The sequence below is a fragment of the Oceaniglobus sp. K40-3 genome (assembly GCF_055808395.1).
Genome location: NZ_CM147868.1, coordinates 1,523,874 through 1,542,007, shown reverse-complemented (window position 1 = coordinate 1,542,007; position 18,134 = coordinate 1,523,874). Strand labels below are relative to the sequence as shown.

At 61.9% G+C, this 18,134-nt stretch carries 13 protein-coding genes and 2 pseudogenes; 13 read left to right on the top strand and 2 right to left on the bottom strand.

What is annotated here, in order from left to right; translation table 11 throughout:
- Positions 1–99: 99 nt before the first annotated feature.
- The 3 genes and pseudogenes from AC0L7P_RS07965 (at position 100) to AC0L7P_RS07955 (ending at position 4,606) form a co-directional block, all read left to right on the top strand.
- Positions 100–2,940, top strand: coding sequence for a molybdopterin oxidoreductase family protein (locus AC0L7P_RS07965; protein WP_473435221.1), 2,841 nt, complete (start codon positions 100–102; stop codon positions 2,938–2,940).
- A 57-nt stretch (positions 2,941–2,997) separates the two neighbouring features.
- Positions 2,998–3,737 (top strand): annotated as a pseudogene (locus AC0L7P_RS07960) (4Fe-4S dicluster domain-containing protein).
- Positions 3,737–4,606 (top strand): dimethyl sulfoxide reductase anchor subunit family protein, encoded by an 870-nt coding sequence (locus AC0L7P_RS07955; protein WP_473435220.1) that lies wholly within the window; start codon positions 3,737–3,739, stop codon positions 4,604–4,606. The pseudogene AC0L7P_RS07960 and the gene AC0L7P_RS07955 overlap by 1 nt, the downstream one beginning before the upstream one ends.
- A 14-nt stretch (positions 4,607–4,620) precedes the next feature.
- Here the strand turns inward: AC0L7P_RS07955 and AC0L7P_RS07950 are convergent, their stop codons facing one another.
- Complete coding sequence (locus tag AC0L7P_RS07950; protein WP_473435219.1) at positions 4,621–5,679, bottom strand: ABC transporter ATP-binding protein; 1,059 nt, start codon at positions 5,677–5,679, stop codon at positions 4,621–4,623.
- A gap of 4 nt (positions 5,680–5,683) precedes the next feature.
- Complete coding sequence (locus AC0L7P_RS07945) at positions 5,684–6,517, bottom strand: IclR family transcriptional regulator (protein ID WP_473435218.1); 834 nt, start codon at positions 6,515–6,517, stop codon at positions 5,684–5,686.
- Between the two features lie 172 nt (positions 6,518–6,689).
- On the opposite strand from AC0L7P_RS07945, the gene AC0L7P_RS07940 reads away from it, so the two are divergent.
- From AC0L7P_RS07940 to AC0L7P_RS07895, 10 genes and pseudogenes are all read left to right on the top strand, one after another.
- Complete coding sequence (locus AC0L7P_RS07940) at positions 6,690–7,949, top strand: ABC transporter substrate-binding protein (RefSeq protein WP_473435217.1); 1,260 nt, start codon at positions 6,690–6,692, stop codon at positions 7,947–7,949.
- 125 nt (positions 7,950–8,074) lie between these two features.
- The gene (locus AC0L7P_RS07935) at positions 8,075–9,004 is read left to right on the top strand and encodes a carbohydrate ABC transporter permease (RefSeq protein WP_473435216.1); all 930 of its coding nucleotides are present in this window, start codon (positions 8,075–8,077) and stop codon (positions 9,002–9,004) included.
- An 82-nt stretch (positions 9,005–9,086) separates the two neighbouring features.
- Entirely contained in the window at positions 9,087–9,935 is an 849-nt protein-coding gene (locus AC0L7P_RS07930) for a carbohydrate ABC transporter permease (protein WP_473435215.1), read from the top strand.
- A gap of 8 nt (positions 9,936–9,943) precedes the next feature.
- Positions 9,944–12,052 carry an alpha-galactosidase gene (locus AC0L7P_RS07925; protein ID WP_473435214.1) on the top strand — a complete coding sequence of 703 codons (2,109 nt, stop codon included), beginning with the start codon at positions 9,944–9,946 and terminating at the stop codon, positions 12,050–12,052.
- A complete protein-coding gene (locus AC0L7P_RS07920; protein WP_473435213.1) occupies positions 12,049–12,813 on the top strand; it encodes an SDR family NAD(P)-dependent oxidoreductase in 765 nt (254 codons plus the stop codon). The genes AC0L7P_RS07925 and AC0L7P_RS07920 overlap by 4 nt, the downstream gene beginning before the upstream one ends.
- A gap of 2 nt (positions 12,814–12,815) precedes the next feature.
- A complete protein-coding gene (locus AC0L7P_RS07915) occupies positions 12,816–13,742 on the top strand; it encodes a 2-dehydro-3-deoxygalactonokinase (RefSeq protein WP_473435212.1) in 927 nt (308 codons plus the stop codon).
- Positions 13,739–14,344 (top strand): 2-dehydro-3-deoxy-6-phosphogalactonate aldolase, encoded by a 606-nt coding sequence (locus tag AC0L7P_RS07910; RefSeq protein ID WP_473435211.1) that lies wholly within the window; start codon positions 13,739–13,741, stop codon positions 14,342–14,344. Before AC0L7P_RS07915 ends, AC0L7P_RS07910 begins: the two co-directional genes overlap by 4 nt.
- Positions 14,341–15,183, top strand: a complete 843-nt coding sequence (locus AC0L7P_RS07905; protein ID WP_473435210.1) for an SMP-30/gluconolactonase/LRE family protein — start codon at positions 14,341–14,343, stop codon at positions 15,181–15,183. Before AC0L7P_RS07910 ends, AC0L7P_RS07905 begins: the two co-directional genes overlap by 4 nt.
- A 22-nt stretch (positions 15,184–15,205) precedes the next feature.
- Positions 15,206–17,102, top strand: a pseudogene (locus AC0L7P_RS07900) (beta-galactosidase).
- Positions 17,087–18,088, top strand: coding sequence for an aldose epimerase family protein (locus AC0L7P_RS07895; RefSeq protein ID WP_473435209.1), 1,002 nt, complete (start codon positions 17,087–17,089; stop codon positions 18,086–18,088). Before AC0L7P_RS07900 ends, AC0L7P_RS07895 begins: the two are co-directional and overlap by 16 nt.
- The last annotated feature ends 46 nt before the right edge of the window (positions 18,089–18,134 follow it).

Genomic DNA, 18,134 nt, shown 5'->3' with positions numbered 1-18,134 from the left:
TACCGGAACTTATACTTCTTTTGCCTTATTCCCCGCACCGGACTCGCACTTGGGCGATCCAGGGTCTAATGTGCCCCCGAACCAGCCGGAAATCCTACCATGCCCCACAGCCAGCCGCAGATTGATACCTCCCCCCGCGTCAGCGACGAGGTACGCAAAACGACCTGCTATATGTGCGCCTGCCGGTGTGGCATCAACGTTCACCTCAAAGACGGCAAGGTCGCCTATATCGAAGGCAACCGCGATCATCCGGTGAACAAGGGCGTCCTGTGCGGCAAAGGTTCGGCAGGCATCATGCAGCACCTGTCCCCCGCCCGCCTGCGCGCCCCGATGAAACGCACGGGCGAACGGGGCAGCGGCAGGTTCGAAGAAATCTCATGGGACGAGGCCTATGATATCGCGGTCAAATGGCTCAAACCGATCCGCGAAACGGCCCCGGAAAAGCTCGCCTTTTTCACCGGGCGCGATCAAAGCCAAAGTTTCACATCATGGTGGGCACAGGCCTTCGGCACCCCCAATTATGCCGCCCACGGCGGGTTTTGCAGCGTCAATATGGCCGCCGCCGGGATATATACCATGGGCGGCGCATTCTGGGAATTCGGCCAACCCGACTGGGACAATACCAAATTGTTCATGCTGTTCGGCGTGGCCGAGGATCACGACTCAAACCCGATCAAGATGGGTCTGGGCAAACTGAAGAAACGCGGCGCCAAGGTGATCGGCGTAAATCCGATCCGCTCGGGGTATAACGCCATTGCCGATGAATGGGTCGGTATCACCCCAGGCACCGACGGGCTGTTCATCCTCTCGCTGATCCACTGTCTGCTCAAGGCCGGCAAGATTGACCTGTCCTATCTGGCGCAATTCACCAACGCCCCGGTTCTGGTAAACGACGATCCCAAATCGCCCGAATACGGCCTGTTGCTGAAAACCGAGGACGGCCGCGATCTGGTGATGGATCGTGCCACCGGCAAACCCGCGCCTTTTGATGACCCGGGCGTGCGGCCCGATCTGTCTGGGTCGCTCAGACGCGCCGGGATCAGCCACCGCAGTGTTTTTCAGCACATCGCGGAAAAATACCTGACCGATGAATACGCCCCCGAAACCATCGCCCCGAAAATCGGCCTCAGCGCAAACCGGATCAACCGCATCGCCGCCGAACTGGCCCGTGTCGCCTTTGACGAAGCCATCGAAATCGACCAGCCCTGGACCGATTTCCGCGGCACCCGCCACGACAAGATGATCGGCCGCCCGGTCAGTTTTCACGCCATGCGCGGAATTTCGGCCCATTCCAACGGGTTTCAGACCTGCCGCGCCCTGCACCTGCTCCAGATCCTGCTCGGAAGCGTCGAAACCCCCGGTGGAATGCGCTTCAAACCACCCTATCCGAAACCGGCCACCGCCCACCCCAAACCCCATTGCAAGGTTACGCCAGGCCAGCCGCTCGATGGTCCGCACCTCGGCTTTACCCAAGGCCCCGCTGACCTTTGCCTGACAGCGGATGGCGCCCCGGCCCGCATCGACAAAGCCTTTACCTGGGAAAACCCCATGAGTGCCCATGGCATGATGCACATGGTGATCTCAAACGCCCATGCGGGCGATCCTTATAAAATCGACACGCTGTTCATGTATATGGCAAACATGGCCTGGAATTCCTCCATGAACACCCAGGGCGTGATGAACATGCTCGGCGACAAGGATGAAAACGGCGAATACGTCATCCCCCATATCATCTATTCCGATGCCTATTCGTCGGAAATGGTCGCCTATGCCGATCTGATCCTGCCCGACACCACCTATCTTGAACGCCACGATTGTATCTCACTGCTCGACCGCCCCATAAGCGAGGCCGACGCCGTGGCCGATGCCATCCGCTGGCCCGTGGTCGAACCGGATCGCAACGTCAAAGGGTTTCAATCCGCCCTCATCGACCTTGGCGCGCGGCTGAACCTGCCGGGGTTCGTGAATGACGACGGCAGCCAGACCTTTGCCGATTACGCCGATTACATCACCAACCACGAACGCCGCCCGGGCATCGGGCCTCTGGCGGGTTGGCGGGTGGGCGATGGCGAAGCCGAGTCCACCATCCAACACGGACGGGGCCACCCCAATGGCGCGCAGATTGATGAATACATCAAGAACGGCGGCTTCTGGGCCGGGCACATCCCCGATGAGGCGCTCTATTACAAACCCTGGAACAGGGCCTATCAGGATTGGGCCGTAAAAATCGGCCTGTTCGACAAACCCGCCCCCTATATCTTTTCCCTCTGGAGCGAACCCCTGCGCCGGTTCCAGCTGGCCGCCGAAGGCCACGGCACCCGCCAGCCCCCCGACCATCTGCGCGAACGGATCAAGGCCACGCTCACCCCCCTGCCGATCTGGTATGGCGCCCTTGAGGATGGCCACGCCGACCCGGTGGAATATCCCATCCACGCCCTCACCCAACGGCCCATGGCAATGTATCATTCCTGGGGCGGCCAGAACGCCTGGCTGCGCCAGATCCATGGTCACAATCCGCTCTATGTCCCCACGAAAATCTGGGAGGCGAATGGCTTTGCCGATGGCGACTGGGCACGGGTCAGTTCGATCCATGGCGAAATCACCGTGCCGGTCGCCTTGATGGCCGCACTGAACGAAAACACCGTCTGGACCTGGAATGCCATCGGCAAACGCAAGGGCGCCTGGGCGCTGAAGGATGACGCCCCCGAGGCGAAAAAAGGCTTCCTTCTCAACCACCTGATCCACGAACTGCTGCCCCCCAAGGGCGACGGGCTGCGCTGGTCCAACTCTGATCCGGTCACCGGACAGGCCGCGTGGTTCGACCTGCGGGTCAAAATCGAAAAGGTTCGCGCCCCGGCGCGCAGTTACCCGGACATTCCCGGACAGGTTTCGCCCGTGGGGCAAGGACCGGCCAATGTGACCCAAAAAGTGGGGTCGTAAGAGATGGATGGTTCGGAATTGAGTATTTTTATCAGTAAAAAGACAGGAGAAGCGTGAATGACCGAGCTTCCCGAATCCACCCAGCGCAAACTGGGGCTGGTGATTGATCTGGACACCTGTGTCGGCTGTCACGCCTGCGTCACTGCCTGCAAGGGCTGGAACACTGAAAACTATGGCGCGCCCCTGGCCGACAAGAACGCCTATGGCGCCGATCCGGTGGGCAGTTTTCTGAACCGCGTTCATTCCTTCGAGGTACAGCCCGAAACCGGCCCGGCGCAGACCGTGCATTTTCCGAAATCCTGCCTGCATTGCGACGATGCGCCCTGCGTCACCGTCTGCCCCACCGGGGCCAGTTACAAACGGGTGGAGGACGGTATCGTTCTGGTGAACGAAAGCGATTGCATCGGCTGCGGGTTGTGCGCCTGGGCCTGCCCATATGGCGCGCGGGAAATGGACCCGGTGGAACAGGTGATGAAGAAATGTACCCTTTGTGTCGACCGGATTTACAACGAAAACCTGCCCGAGGAAGACCGCCAGCCCGCCTGCGTGCGTACCTGCCCTGCGGGCGCGCGCCACTTTGGCGATTTTGCGGATCCCGACAGCAACGTCAGCCAGTTGGTGGCGGAACGGGGCGGGTTTGATCTGTTGCCGGAACAGGGCACAAAGCCGGTCAACAAATACCTGCCCCCCGCCCGCGCGATGAAGAGATCGACGTGCTGGCGCCCTTTCTGCAACCCGTGGCCGAAACGCCGACAGGCTTTCTTGGCTGGCTTGACCGCGCGCTGGAGAAACTCTGATGCATCCCGCCGCCTCTATCATCGCTTTCACCACGCTGTCGGGTCTTGGGTTTGGCCTGTTGGCGTTTCTTGGCCTTGGGTTTCCGCCGGTTGCGGGCGGCGGCGCCTTTGCCTTTTTCACCATTGCATTCGGGCTGGCCGTGGGCGGGCTGATTTTTTCGACCTTCCACCTTGGCCACCCTGAGCGGGCGCTCAAGGCGTTTACCCAATGGCGCACATCATGGTTGTCGCGCGAGGGCTGGGCCTCGGTGGCAACGCTGGTGGTGATGGGCCTGTTTGCGCTGCCGCTGATTTTTGCCGATCTGCGCGTGGCGCCCCTTGGCTGGCTTGGCGCCCTGGCTGCGATGGGCACGGTTTATATCACGTCGATGATCTATGCCTCGATCCGTTCGGTGCCGCGCTGGCATCACTGGTCGACCAGTGCCATGTTCATCGCCTATGCCCTGAGCGGCGGCGCGCTGTTGTCGGGGCAGGTCATGGCCGCCATCCTGTTTCTGGCGCTGACCGGGATCGGCCAGTTCGCGACCTGGAAGGCTGGCGACGCCCGGTTTGCCGCATCGGGCAGCACCCGAGAAACCGCCACCGGCCTTGGCCACATCGGCAAGGTGCGCCTGTTTGAGGCACCCCATTCCGAGGGCAATTACCTGACCAGCGAAATGGTGTTTGTCATCGCCCGCAAACACGCCACCAAGCTGCGTTCGATCGCGCTTGTCCTTGCCTTTGTGGTGCCTGTCGCGCTGTTGTTGCTGCCGTTCCACCATATTCTGGCCGCGCTGGCGGTGCTGTCACATCTTTGCGGCGTGCTGGTTTCACGCTGGTTGTTCTTTGCCGAGGCGGAACACATTGTTTCGCTTTATTATCAGCAGTGACCCTGGGCGCGCGCCTAGCGGATGCGCGCCTCGGATTTTGTATCAAACAGCATGGCGCGGGCCGGATCAAAGGTAATGCCCACCTTGTCGCCCGCGCGGGAGCGGGTGTCGCCGCGTTCTTCCACGATCATGCGTTCGCCGTTTTTCCCCGCGAGATAGGCGTAAGAGACCCCGCCCAGCGCCTCGGTCAGTTCCACGGTGTGGGTGTCACCGGGCGCAAGTTCGATATGTTCGGGGCGGATACCGACGGTCACGGCAGTGCCTTCAGACGGCACCTGCACGGGCAGGGTCAGGGAATTCTGCAAGGATGCCACGGCAATCTGCCCCCCTGCCTGCACCGTGCCGTCAAGGAAATTCATCGCCGGGCTGCCGATGAAACCGGCCACAAAGCGATTGTCAGGGTCGCGGTACAGATCCAGCGGCGCGCCCACCTGTTCGATATTGCCCGCACGCAGCACCACAATCTTGTCGGCCAGGGTCATCGCCTCGACCTGGTCGTGGGTGACATAGATCATCGTTGCGCCGATTTCCTTGTGCAGCCGGGCGATTTCCACCCGCATTTCCACCCGCAGTTCGGCATCGAGGTTGGACAGGGGTTCGTCGAACAAGAACACTTCGGGGCCGCGCACAATGGCCCGCCCGATGGCAACCCTCTGGCGCTGCCCCCCTGACAGGGCGGCGGGTTTGCGTTTGAGATAATCGTCAAGTTTGAGGATCCGCGATGCCTCGGCCACCTTGCTGTCGATTTCGGCCTTGGGGTGGCGGTTCATTTTCAGCCCGAACCCCATGTTCTGGGCCACGGTCATATGCGGATAAAGGGCATAGGTCTGAAACACCATGGCCACGCCCCGTTCTGCCGGGTCTTCGCGGGTTACATCGCGGCTGCCGATGGCGATCTTGCCGCCCGTGGTTTCCTCAAGCCCCGCAACCATGCGCAGCAGGGTGGATTTGCCACAGCCCGATGGCCCGACGAAAACGCAGAATTCGCCGTCGGCAATTTCCAGATCGACCCCATGGATCACCTGCACATCACCATAGCGTTTGATGACTTGGGATAGCGTTACACCTGACATGGGTTCATCCTGTTGTTGCAAGGGGTTGAGCGGCGCGGTCGGGAAAGCGCCAGGTCGCGGCATCGGCTGCGATCCTGAGTGCTGCGGCGCGCAGGGTTGGCGCCAGGCTCTCCAGTTGTTGCAGGGACCGGTGCGGCCGGGTCGAGGTGACCGACAAGCCGCCCAGAACATGCCCCGCCCCGGTCAGAACCGGAACGGCAATGCAGATGATCCCCGGTTCATGTTCCTCGCGATCAAGGGCAAAGCCACAGGCGCGGATTTCGGCCAGATCCCGGCGCAGGCTTGCCCCATCCCCCAGCGTGTGTTCGGTAAAGCGGTGAAAGGATTGCTGCGCGATGGCGTTGTCCAGTTCGCCCTCGGGCAGGAACGCCAGCATCGCCTTGCCCACACCGGTGCAATAGGCCGGGCCGACCTTGCCCGCCTGTGAATACATGTCCACCGGCACCGCTGCGTTGCGTTTGTCAACATACAGAACCTGCGCATGGTCAAGCTGCGCCAGATGCACGGTTTCGCCCAGATCTGCCGACAGGGCGTCAATATGGGGGCGTGCCACAGGGGCCAGTGACGTGGTTTGCCAGGCGGCATGGGCCAGCCCGACCAGCCGCACGCCAAGGGTATAGGTGCCCATATCCGGGTCCAGCCGCAGCATTCCCCGCGATGTCAGCGTCTGAACCAAGCGATACAGTGTCGCCTTGGGAAACCGGCTGTCGCGTTGCAGCTCGACGAACCGCACAGGGCGGCCATGGGCGGCAACCTGGTCCAGCACATCAAGCGCCTTGCCAACGGTTCCGTCGCCCTGTGTCTTGCCCGCTGACGGGCCGTTTGGCCGGTCCGGCATTGCCGATGTCCTCCCTTTGCGTTCCTGCTTTTGTTGATGGGCCCCGGTGCGGCACGATGGCCCGACCGGTGCTGTGGGGCAGGAAACTGTTGACATCCATAACCGCAATACTGTTATCATTTCAATATCTAAAACCAAGTTCCACATAATGGAACCAGTATGGGAGGAACACATGGTGTTCAAACTGACAGCCTCGGCCGCGGCGCTTGGCGTTTCGGCGGTCATGGCGACAGGCGCATTTGCGCAGGATCTGTCCGGCGATCTGATCATCTTTTCCGACATGTCCAACCCGGCGCCCCGCGCCGTGATGGAAGGCATGGTCGAACGATTCGGCGCCCTGAACCCCGATCTTAACATCGAACTGACGGTGATTGATCGCGAAGCCTACAAAACCCAGATCCGCAACTTTCTGACGGCCAATTCGCCAGACGTGGCAAACTGGTATGCGGGCAACCGCATGGCCCCCTATGTGGATGCCGGCCTGTTCGAAGACATCTCGGACGTCTGGGACGACACCCTGTCAACCGAACTGGCCTCCACCAAAGGCGCCCTGACCCTGGACGGGAAACAATGGGGCGTCCCCTATACCTACTACAACTGGGGCGTTTATTACCGCAAGGATATCTACGACCAATACGGCCTGTCCGAACCCCAGGATTGGGACACGTTCAAATCCAACTGCCAGACCCTGCTGGACAACGGCGTCAAGTGTTTCACCATCGGAACCAAGTTCCTGTGGACGGCCGCGGGTTGGTTTGACTATCTCAACATGCGCACGAACGGTTTCGACTATCACATGAAACTGACGGCAGGCGAAATCCCCTGGACAGACGATGGCGTCAAGGCAACCTTCGCCAACTGGCGCGAACTGATCGACATGGGCGCCTTCATCGACAATCACACCGCCTATAGCTGGCAAGAGGCCCTGCCCTTCATGACCGGCGACGATGCCGATGCTGCGGCCTATCTGATGGGCAACTTCGCTGTGGCCCCCCTGCGCGAGGCAGGCCTGAGCGACGATCAACTGGACTACTTCCAGTTCCCGGCGATCAACGCGGACGTGAAACTGGGCGAAGACGCCCCAACCGATACGTTCCACATCCCCAGCGGTGCCGCGAACAAGGAAAACGCCAAGGCCTTCCTGAAATGGGTCGTCTCGGCCGACAACCAGACCCTGATCAACGCCGGCGATGCCCTGGGCCAACTGCCGGTCAACGCAAACTCCAAGGTCGGTGACGACAAGTTCCTCAAAGAAGGCTTTGACGTGCTGTCCAACAAGGCACCGGGCGGCATCGCCCAGTTCTTTGACCGTGACGCGCCTGCCGAAATGGCCAAGGTCGCCATGGAAGGCTTTCAGGAATTCATGGTCCGCCCCGACAATCTCGACAAGATCCTCGACCGGCTGGAACGGGCGCGCGGGCGCATCTACTGATCGCGATCACCGGCGGCTCTGGCTGCCCTGACAAAACGGTTGCGGGCGGCGCGTATTTTCGCACCGCCCCACCCTTCACCGCACCGGCCCCCTCACAGGACCGGCACCCCAGATCAGGTGATCCCATGACCCAGGCAACTCTCCCCGACACCCACCCCACCGGCGACAAGCGCAGTTGGTGGCGGCGCAATCAGATCGCGGTGTCCCCCTGGCTGTTTCTGGCGCCGGGCCTGATCTTCTTTGCCCTCTACGTGATTTTCCCGATCTTTCAGTCGTTTTACATCTCATTCCTGCGCTGGGATGGTCTGGGCGCCCCCGAATACATCGGCCTGCAAAACTACGAGGAACTGTATTACGACGACGCCTTCTACACCTCGCTCTGGAACAACCTGCTGTGGCTGATCCTCTATCTTCTCGCGATCCCCGCAGGCCTGTTCATTGCGCTGTTCCTCAATCAGACGGTGCGCGGCATACGGCTCTATAAATCCCTGTTCTTCTTTCCCTTCGTGATCTCCCAGGTCGTCGTCGGCCTGGTGTTCACCTGGTTCTACGATCCCACCTTCGGGCTGCTGAACATCATGTTGGGCTGGGTCGGGTTGGGTCCGATCAACGTGCTGGGCGATCCGACCTATGTGACCTACGGCATCATCGCCGCCGGTCTTTGGCCGCAAACGGCCTATTGCATGATCCTCTATCTGACCGGCCTGAACGGCGTGAACCCCGAACAGATCGAGGCCGGACGCCTCGACAACGCCAAGGGCTGGAAAATGCTCTGGTACATCATCATCCCACAGTTGAAACCCGCCACCTTCATCGCCTTCGTCGTCACCATCATCGGCGCCCTGCGCAGTTTCGATCTGATCTCGATCATGACCAACGGCGGCCCCTTCGGCTCCTCGCGCGTGCTGTCGTTCTACATGTTCGAGGTCGCCCTCTCGGAATACGGGTTCCGCATGGGATATGGCGCCGCCATCGCCGTGGTGCTGTTCCTGATCATGCTGTGTTTCATCGCCTATTTCCTCTGGTCCATGTATCGCGAGGACAAGGCAAGATGACCGCGCCCATGCTTTTTACTGATCAAAATACTCGCGCCGCAGGCATGGCCCCCAAGGCCATTCAGCGAAAGGACGCCTGAGAATGTTCCCCACCCCCGTTGAAAAAACGCCCCGGTCCTGGCAACTCACCTATCAATCCCTGTTGCCCGTCGCGCTTATCCTCTGGCTGTTGCCGCTGATCTCGATCATGGTGTTTTCAATCAAACCCGACAGCGATTTCACCACCGGCAATTACTGGGGCTGGCCCGGCAGTTTCGAGGGCATCACCAACTATGGCAAGGTGTTCTTCGAATCCGACATGCCCCGCTATCTGCTGAATTCGGTGCTGATCACGGTGCCGACGGTGATTGGCTGCATCATCCTCAGTTCAATGACGGGCTTTGCCCTCGGCATTTATAAATTCAAATCGAACCTCTGGGTGTTCTTCATGTTCGTCGCGGGCAATTTCGTGCCATTCCAGATCCTGATGGTGCCGGTGCGCGATCTTACGCTGGGCATGGGGCTTTACAACACGAAAACCGGCCTTGTGCTGTTTCACATCGCGTTTCAGACCGGGTTCTGCACCCTGTTCATGCGCAATTTCATCCGCGCCCTGCCCTATGAGCTGATCGAGGCGGCCCGGGTCGAAGGCGTCGCGGAATGGCGCATCTTCTGGTATGTCGTCCTGCCTCTGATGAAACCGGCGCTGGCGGCCATGGCGGTGCTGGTCTTTACCTTCATCTGGAACGATTATTTCTGGGCGGTGGTCCTGACCCAAGGTGTTGAATCCCAACCTGTCACCGCCGGGATCACCAGTTTCAACGCGCAATACCGCGCCGCATACCACCTGATGAGCGCGGGCAGCATCGTTGCCGCCCTGCCACCGGTGGCGATGTTCTTTCTGATGCAAAAACACTTCATCGCGGGCCTGACCCTTGGCGCCGTGAAGTAAGGACAGACATGACCGAAGATAAGATCCGCACATGGCGGATGGACGATGGCGGCCAGACACTTGTTCTGGCCGCCCGCAATTCCACCCTGCCCGAATGTGTTTACTGGGGCGCCCCCCTTGCCGATGGCGAAGACCTCGAAACACTGGCACAGGCCCATACTCTGGATGTGACCGGCGGAATGCTCGACGAAAACCCTGCCCTGTCCCTTGCCCCCGAAGCTGCGCGCAGCTTTCCGGGCCAACCGGGAATGGTACTAAGCGACGACACCGGCGTACCCATCCTGCCAAAGTTTCACTACGCCTCTGAACACCGGGTCACGCCGGGCGCGGCGCTGACACTTGTCTTCACCGACAACGCCAACGCCCTCACCTATACCGCCACCTTTACCACCGCCCCCGAAACCGGGGTCATCACCGCACAGGCCGCCCTCACCTCTGCGCGGCCGATCTATCTGCATTGGCTCGCCGCGCCGGTGTTGCCCGCACCGCAGCTTGCCGATGAAATGATCGACATATCGGGCCGCTGGATTGGCGAATTCCAGTTGAACCGCACCCCCTGGTCCCCCGGCGTGCGCCTGCGCGAAAGCCGCACAGGGCGCAGCGGGCATGAACATTTCCCCGGCCTGATCCTGCCCTGTCGTGGGGCGACGAACACCCAGGGGCAGGCTTTCGGCCTGCACTATGGCTGGAGCGGCGGGCACCGCATGGTGGCCGAAGAATTGCCCGATGGCCGCCGTCAGGTGCAATTCGGCCATGCCGCCCACACCGAACACGCCCCCGGCACCCGGTTTGAAACCGCGCCGCTTTACGTCACCTGTTCGCAATCGGGCCTCAACGGTATCGCGGTGGCGTTTCAGCGCCATCTGCGCGACCGCATCATCCCGCCACGCCCAACCCGCCCAACCCACCCCCGCCCCGTGCATTACAATTGTTGGGAGGCGGTCTATTTCAACCACAACCTTGATGAGTTGAAAGACATCGCAACCCGCACCGCCGCCCTTGGGGCCGAGCGGTTCGTGCTGGATGATGGCTGGTTCGGGCGGCGCGATGATGACACTACATCCCTGGGCGATTGGGTGATCGACGGGCGCAAATACCCCCACGGCCTGACACCGCTGATCAATCATGTCCACGCTGAAAACATGACGTTCGGCCTTTGGTTTGAACCGGAAATGGTGAACCGCGACAGCGATCTTGCCCGCACGCACCCCGACTGGATTCTCGGGCCTGCCGATCAAATTCCGGGGCGTCAGCAGATGGTGCTGAACATGGCCCTGCCCGAGGTGCGCGATTATCTTTACGATCACATCGCGGCGATCCTTGCCAACAACGCCATTGATTATGTCAAATGGGATCATAACCGCGTTTTGCCCGCCCCCGATGCCGCGCAGGCCCGGGGCACCTATGCCCTGTTCGACCGTCTGTGCGCCGATTTCCCCGAGGTCGAGCTGGAAAGCTGTGCCAGCGGCGGCGGGCGGATTGATTTCGGCATTCTGAAGCGCACCGGGCGGGTCTGGCTGTCCGACAGCAACGATGCGCTGGAACGCCTGCGCATTCAACACAACGCCGCCCTGTTCCTGCCCCTGACCGTCACCGGCAGTCACGTTGGCCCGCGCCATTGCCACACCTCGGGGCGCATCCTCGATATCCGGTTTCGCGCCTGGGTCGCGGCCCAGCGGCATATGGGGTTTGAAATGGACCCCCGCGAGTTGACCGGGGACGAGGCCGAGGTGCTGACCCGCGTAACCGCGTGGTGGAAGGCCAACCGCGACTGGATGTGCCAGGGCGATATCCTGCGGCTGGACAGCGCCGATCCGGCGGTGATTGCCGAACAACAGATGGCCCGGGACGGCAGCCGTTTTGTGGTGTTTGCGGGCAAGGCCGAAACCTCGGCCCAGATCGTACCCCGCCCTTTGCGGCTGACCGGGCTTGACCCTGCGGCACGATACCGTATTCACCTGACCAACCGCGACGATGCCGGGCGGCTGTCGCGCGGCACTCCGGTGCTGAAATCCGAAGACATCACCCTGTCTGGCCAATACCTGATGCAACAGGGCCTGACCCTGCCCTGGTCCTTTCCGCAAACGATCTGGGTCATCGAAGGAACCTTGCTGTGACCCCGACTTTCCCCGATCTCAACGGCAAATCCGTGTTCATCACCGGCGGTGGTTCAGGTATCGGCGCGGCCCTGACCGACGGGTTCATGGCGCAGGGGGCCAAGGTTGCCTTTGTTCAGCGCAGCGATGCCAGCGCGTTTCAGGATGTGATGGAGCATAAACACGGCCAGCGCCCGTGGTTTCAACCCTGCGACGTAAGCGATATTGCCGCCCTGCAAGGCGCAATCAAAGCCGCAGCAACCGCCAATGGCCCGATCACCGTGCTGATCAACAACGCCGCCAATGACCGGCGCCACACCACGATGGATCTCACCCCCGAGGATTGGGACAATCTGATTGCCATCAACCTGCGCCCGTTCCTTTTTGCGCTTCAGGCCGTGGTGCCGGGCATGCGCGCGGCGGGGGGCGGGGCGGTTATCAACCTGTCGTCGATTTCCTATATGATGGGCATGTCCGGAATGCCGGTTTACACCACCGCGAAATCCGGGATCAACGCCATGACCCGCAGTCACGCCCGCGAATTCGGGCCGGACGGGATCAGGGTCAACACCCTGACGCCCGGCATGGTTCTGACCGAACGCCAGCTTGCCGAAGTGGTGGACGAAGATGACATCGCCGCCCATGTGGCGCGTCAGGCAATACCAAAACGGATCGGCCCCCAAGATATGGTTGGCCCCGCCCTCTTTCTGGCGTCTGACGCGTCGCGTATGGTGACGGGTCAGGCGCTGATTGTTGATGGCGGCTATGTGGTGACAGGATGAACATGAACACCGATATCACGCCCGAATGGATTGCCGTCGATTGGGGCACGACCCATTGCCGCGCCTGGGCCATGGCAGGCGATGGCAGCATCCTGGCCGAGGCGCGTTCAGCCGCCGGAATGGGCACGCTGGACCGCGACGGATATGAACCTGCCCTGCTTCATATGATCGGCGGTTGGTTGGCCGGGCGCGGGGCGCAAAACCCGATGCCCGTCATTTGCTGCGGCATGGTCGGCGCGCGGCAAGGCTGGGCCGAGGCGGCCTATTGCGCCGTGCCCTGTGCGCCCCTGTCGCCCGATCTGACCCGCGCCCCCACCGATGATCCGCGCCTTGCGGTGCAAATCGTGCCGGGGCTGAAACAGATGCAGCCCGCCGATGTGATGCGCGGTGAGGAAACCCAGATTGCCGGGTTCATCGCCCTGAACCCCGGCTTTGATGGTGTGTTATGCCAGCCCGGCACCCACACCAAATGGGTGCATATCAGCGCCGGTGAGGTGGTGAGTTTCCAGACCGTGATGACCGGCGATATGTTTGCCGCATTGGCCGATCATTCGGTGCTGCGCCATTCTGTCTCTGGCGGCGGCTGGGATGATGCCGCCTTTGCCACCGCCCTGTCCGACACCCTGTCCAAGCCTGAAACCCTGGCCGCGCGCCTGTTTGCCCTGCGCGCCGAAGGGTTGCTGCACGGGCTGACCAACCCATCGGCCCGCGCCCGTCTGTCGGGCCTGTTGATCGGGGCCGAACTGGCCGCGACCCGGCCCTATTGGCTGGGTCAGCAGGTGGCGCTGATCGGGGCCGAAGGCCTGTGCGCCCATTATGCCACCGCCCTTGCCGCGCAGGGCATCACCGCCGGGCGCACCGATGGTGACGCCCTGACACGCGCGGGCCTGATCGCCGCCCATTCCCTTGCAAAGGAGCCAACGCCATGAGCCGCCCCCTGATCGCCATCCTGCGTGGCATCGACCCAACCGAAGCCGTCCCGGTGGCCGCCGCCCTGATCAAGGCCGGAATCACCCGGATCGAAGTGCCGCTGAATTCGCCCTCGCCGTTTGACAGCATCGAAGCGATGGTCAAGGCCCACGGCAACGATGCCCTGATCGGGGCGGGCACCGTGCTGACGCCTGAACAGGCCGCCCATGTCTATCGTGTGGGGGGACGGTTGATCGTATCGCCCAACTGCGACGAAGACGTGATCCGCGCCACCAAGGATCTGGGAATGCAAAGCTTTCCGGGGGTTCTGACGCCTTCGGAATGTTTCGCCGCGCTGAAATATGGGGCCGATGGCATCAAGGTGTTTCCCGCGTTCCAGATGGGGCTGGACGGGCTAAAGGCCCTGCGCGCGGTGCTTCCGGTGGAAACCAAGGTGTTCATGGTTGGCGGTGTCGGGCCGGACAATTTCCGCGATTGGCTGGGCGCAGGGGCCGAAGGGTTTGGCATCGGCACGGCCCTGTATCGCCCCGGCGACAGCGTGTCTGACGTGGCCAGCCGCGCGCAAGCGATGGTCAAAGCATATGATGAGGCAGCAGCATGAACATTTCCGTTCTCGACCCCACCCCTTGCATGCTGGGCGAAGGCCCCCTGTGGCACCCCGGCCTGAACTGTCTGTTCTGGTTTGATATCCTGGGCAAAAAGATGTTTCAGCATCGCGATGGCGACACCCGGACCTGGCAGTTCGATGAACATGTGTCGGCTGCCGGGTGGGTCGATGACAGCACCCTTCTGATTGCCTCGGCCACGCGGCTGTTCCGGTTCGACATCGAAACCGGCACCGAAGAAACCATCTGCGCGCTGGAGGCCGACAATCCCGACACCCGCTCCAACGACGGGCGCGCCGATCCGTTCGGCGGGTTCTGGATTGGCACGATGCGGCTGGACGCGGGCAAGGACGGCGGCGCGATCTATCGCTATTACAAGGGTGAGCTGCGCAAGCTTTTTGCGCCGATTACAATCACCAATGCGATCAGTTTCGCCCCCGATGGCAAACACGCCTGTTTCACCGACACCCCGACCCAGATCGTGCAGCGCGTGGCGCTGGATGAAAACGGCTGGCCCAAGGGCGAACCGTCGCCCTATCTTGACCTGCGCGGCACCAACCAGCGCCCCGATGGCGCCGTGTTCGACGCGGCGGGCGATCTGTGGGTCGCATTTTTCGGCGCGGGGCAAGTGGGCTGTTTCGGCCCCGATGGCGCGCAAAAGGCGCTGTTCGACCTGCCCGCCCAGCAAGCCACCTGTCCGGCGTTTGGCGGCCCGGGCTTGCGCACGCTGTTTTGCACCTCGGCGGCGCGCAACGATGACGGCCCCGCCGCCGGTCAGACCTTTGCGATCGAAACCGATGTGCAGGGGCAACCCGAACATCAGGTCAAACTCTGACACGTCAATTCACGGATTACCCATGACCAACCGCACCACCGGCGTTTGCTATTACCCCGAACACTGGCCCGAAGACCAATGGGCGCAGGATGCTGCGCGCATGGTCGCGGCGGGTCTGACATGGGTGCGGATCGGTGAATTCGCCTGGGGCAGGATCGAACCCCGCGAAGGCCGGTTCGATTTCGACTGGCTGGACCGGGCGATTCAGGTTTTGGGCGATGCCAGGTTGAAGGTGGTGCTGGGCACGCCCACCGCCACCCCACCCCATTGGGTGCTGGACAAACACCCCGGCATGCTGGCCGTTGACGCACAGGGCGGCCCCGCCGGTTTGGATCGCGGCGCCACTATTGTTTTTCGCATCAGGGGTATCGTGACGAATGTTATCGCATCGTTTCGCTTCTGGGCGAACGCTATGGCAAGAACCCCCATATTCACGCTTGGCAGATCGACAATGAATATGGCTGCCACGACACGACGCTCAGCTATTCCAGTGCCGCGCGCGATGCCTTTCACGACTGGTGCGCCCAGAGGTATCAATCGGCCGAGGCGCTGAACCGGGCTTGGGGCAATGTGTTCTGGTCGATGGAATATGACAGCATCGACGATATCGACCTGCCCAACCTCACCGTGACCGAACCGAACCCGGCCCATGTGATGGCATTTCGCCGGTTCAGTTCCGATCAGGTGGTCAGTTTCAACAAGTTGCAAGCCGATGTTCTGCGCAAACACACCAATGCGCCGCTGATTCACAATTACATGGGCCGTGAATTGGCGTTTGATCATTTCGCGGTGGGCGGTGATCTGGATATCGCCAGTTGGGATTCCTATCCCATCGGGTTTCTGTCTGACCGGATCGAGGCAAGCGAGGATCACAAGGCCTATTTCCTGCGCCAGGGCGATCCTGACATGCAGGCGTTTCACCACGACATCTATCGCGCTGTGGGAAAAGGCCGGTGGTGGGTGATGGAGCAACAGCCCGGCCCGGTGAACTGGGCGCCCTATAACCCCGCCCCCTGCCCGGCATGGCCCGCCTCTGGGCGCACGAGGCATTTGCCCACGGCGCCGAGGCGGTCTGTTATTTCCGCTGGCGACAGGCGCCTTTCGCGCAGGAACAACAGCACGCGGGCCTGTTGCGCCCCGACAGCAACGACGCCCCCGCCCTTGGCGAAGCGGCACAGGTGGCGCGCGAGCTGGCCGATTTCCCCGAGGCGGGAACGGTGACAGCGCGGGTTGCGCTGGTGTTTGATTACGCCTCTGCCTGGGCATGGGAAACCCAACCCCAAGGCGCCGATTTCGATTACTTCCGCCTGACCTTTGCCAGTTACCGCGCGTTGCGCCGCGCCGGGCTGTCAGTGGACATCGTGAATGCGACAGGCGATATTTCACCCTATGATCTGATCCTTGCGCCGGGCATCGCCACCCTGCCCCAAAGCCTGCTGGATCAGTTGGCAGGCTTCAAAGGCACCGCCCTGATCGGACCGCGCAGCAATGCCAAGACGCCGGAACTGGCCATTCCCGTGCCCCTGCCCCCCAACCTGCCCGGGCTGGAGGCAACAGTCGCCCTGGTCGAAAGCCTGCCCCCCGGCACCACGGTGCCCCTGACCGAAGGCGGGGCTTTCGCCCATTGGTTCGAACATCTGGAAACCGAAACCGCCAGCGAAACCACCGCCGACGGCAGGCCCGCCATCGCAACGGCGGGCAAATTGCATTACCTTGCCGGTTGGCCCGATGACGCGGCGTTTGACCGGATCATCGCCCGCGCCTGCACCGCCGAGGGGATCGAAACCATCCCCCTGCCCGAAGGCCTGCGCATCCGCGACACCACAACCCACCGGTTCTGGTTCAATTATGCACCCGAAAACATCACGTTTCAGGGCCAAACCCATTCAGCAGCGGGCGTCACATGGCAGACACGGTAAAACCTTTCGGCACCCGGCGCGATGGCGCCCCGGTGCAGACGATCACGCTGGACAATGGCATTCTGCGCGCCACCATCCTGACCCACGGCGCGGTGCTGCAATCGCTTTACCTCGACGGGGTGCCCCACAGCCTGACCCTCGGGTTTCCCGATCTTGCCGCCTATGACGGGCCGTTTCCGTATTTCGGATCCATCATCGCCCCGGTGGTCAACCGCATCGGCGGCGCACAGGCTGAAATCGCGGGGCAGATTCACCATTTCGACCATGACATGGGCGATATCACCCTGCACAGCGGCAAAGACGGCACCCACGCCGCAAACTGGACATTGACCGACCACGGCACCGATTTTGCCACCCTCGCCCTTGCCATGCCTGATGGCCTTGGCGGTTTCCCCGGCAACCGGCAGATCACCGCCACCTATCGCCTGAACGGCGATACGCTGGCGCTGGATATTCACGCCACAACCGACCGGCAAACCCTGATGAACATCGCCCATCACGGGTTCTGGAACCTTGATGGCAGCAAAACATGGGCAGGCCACAGCCTGTGCATCCACGCCGATCATATCCTTGCCACCGATGCGCGCACCCTGCCGACAGGCGAAATCACCCCTCTTGACGGCAGCCCCTATGACCTGCGCCAGCCGCGCACCGTTACCCCCGAAACCATGCCGCGCCTCGATCACAACTTCTGTCTGGCCAATGCCCGGCGCGCCCTGACCCCGGCCCTGTCCCTGACCGGCGCTTCGGGGGTGAGAATGGACATCGCGACCACCGAACCGGGGGTGCAGATCTTTGGCGCGGCCACCATCGACACGGGCGACACCCCCACGATCCACGGTCACGCCTATGGGCCGCACAACAGTTTCGCCATCGAACCGCAATGCTGGCCAGATGCGCCAAACCACCCCGATTTCCCGCAAATCGGCCTGGCCCCCGGCGAAACCTATCATCAAAGCACAACCTTCCGGTTCACCCGAGGCTAAGCCCCTGCCAAAGGATTGCCCCGGTGCGCCGGGGTGGGTGGGCGGG

Excerpts from the sequence above, each read along its gene's own strand:
- AC0L7P_RS07905 (WP_473435210.1), top strand. The coding sequence starts at position 14,341 with ATGAACATTTCCGTTCTCGACCCCACCCCTTGCATGCTGGGCGAAGGC.
- AC0L7P_RS07950 (WP_473435219.1), bottom strand. The coding sequence starts at position 5,679 with ATGTCAGGTGTAACGCTATCCCAAGTCATCAAACGCTATGGTGATGTG.
- AC0L7P_RS07935 (WP_473435216.1), top strand. The coding sequence starts at position 8,075 with ATGACCCAGGCAACTCTCCCCGACACCCACCCCACCGGCGACAAGCGC.
- AC0L7P_RS07940 (WP_473435217.1), top strand. The coding sequence starts at position 6,690 with ATGGTGTTCAAACTGACAGCCTCGGCCGCGGCGCTTGGCGTTTCGGCG.
- AC0L7P_RS07895 (WP_473435209.1), top strand. The coding sequence starts at position 17,087 with ATGGCAGACACGGTAAAACCTTTCGGCACCCGGCGCGATGGCGCCCCG.
- AC0L7P_RS07910 (WP_473435211.1), top strand. The coding sequence starts at position 13,739 with ATGAGCCGCCCCCTGATCGCCATCCTGCGTGGCATCGACCCAACCGAA.
- AC0L7P_RS07930 (WP_473435215.1), top strand. The coding sequence starts at position 9,087 with ATGTTCCCCACCCCCGTTGAAAAAACGCCCCGGTCCTGGCAACTCACC.
- AC0L7P_RS07945 (WP_473435218.1), bottom strand. The coding sequence starts at position 6,517 with ATGCCGGACCGGCCAAACGGCCCGTCAGCGGGCAAGACACAGGGCGAC.
- AC0L7P_RS07955 (WP_473435220.1), top strand. The coding sequence starts at position 3,737 with ATGCATCCCGCCGCCTCTATCATCGCTTTCACCACGCTGTCGGGTCTT.
- AC0L7P_RS07965 (WP_473435221.1), top strand. The coding sequence starts at position 100 with ATGCCCCACAGCCAGCCGCAGATTGATACCTCCCCCCGCGTCAGCGAC.
- AC0L7P_RS07915 (WP_473435212.1), top strand. The coding sequence starts at position 12,816 with ATGAACACCGATATCACGCCCGAATGGATTGCCGTCGATTGGGGCACG.
- AC0L7P_RS07925 (WP_473435214.1), top strand. The coding sequence starts at position 9,944 with ATGACCGAAGATAAGATCCGCACATGGCGGATGGACGATGGCGGCCAG.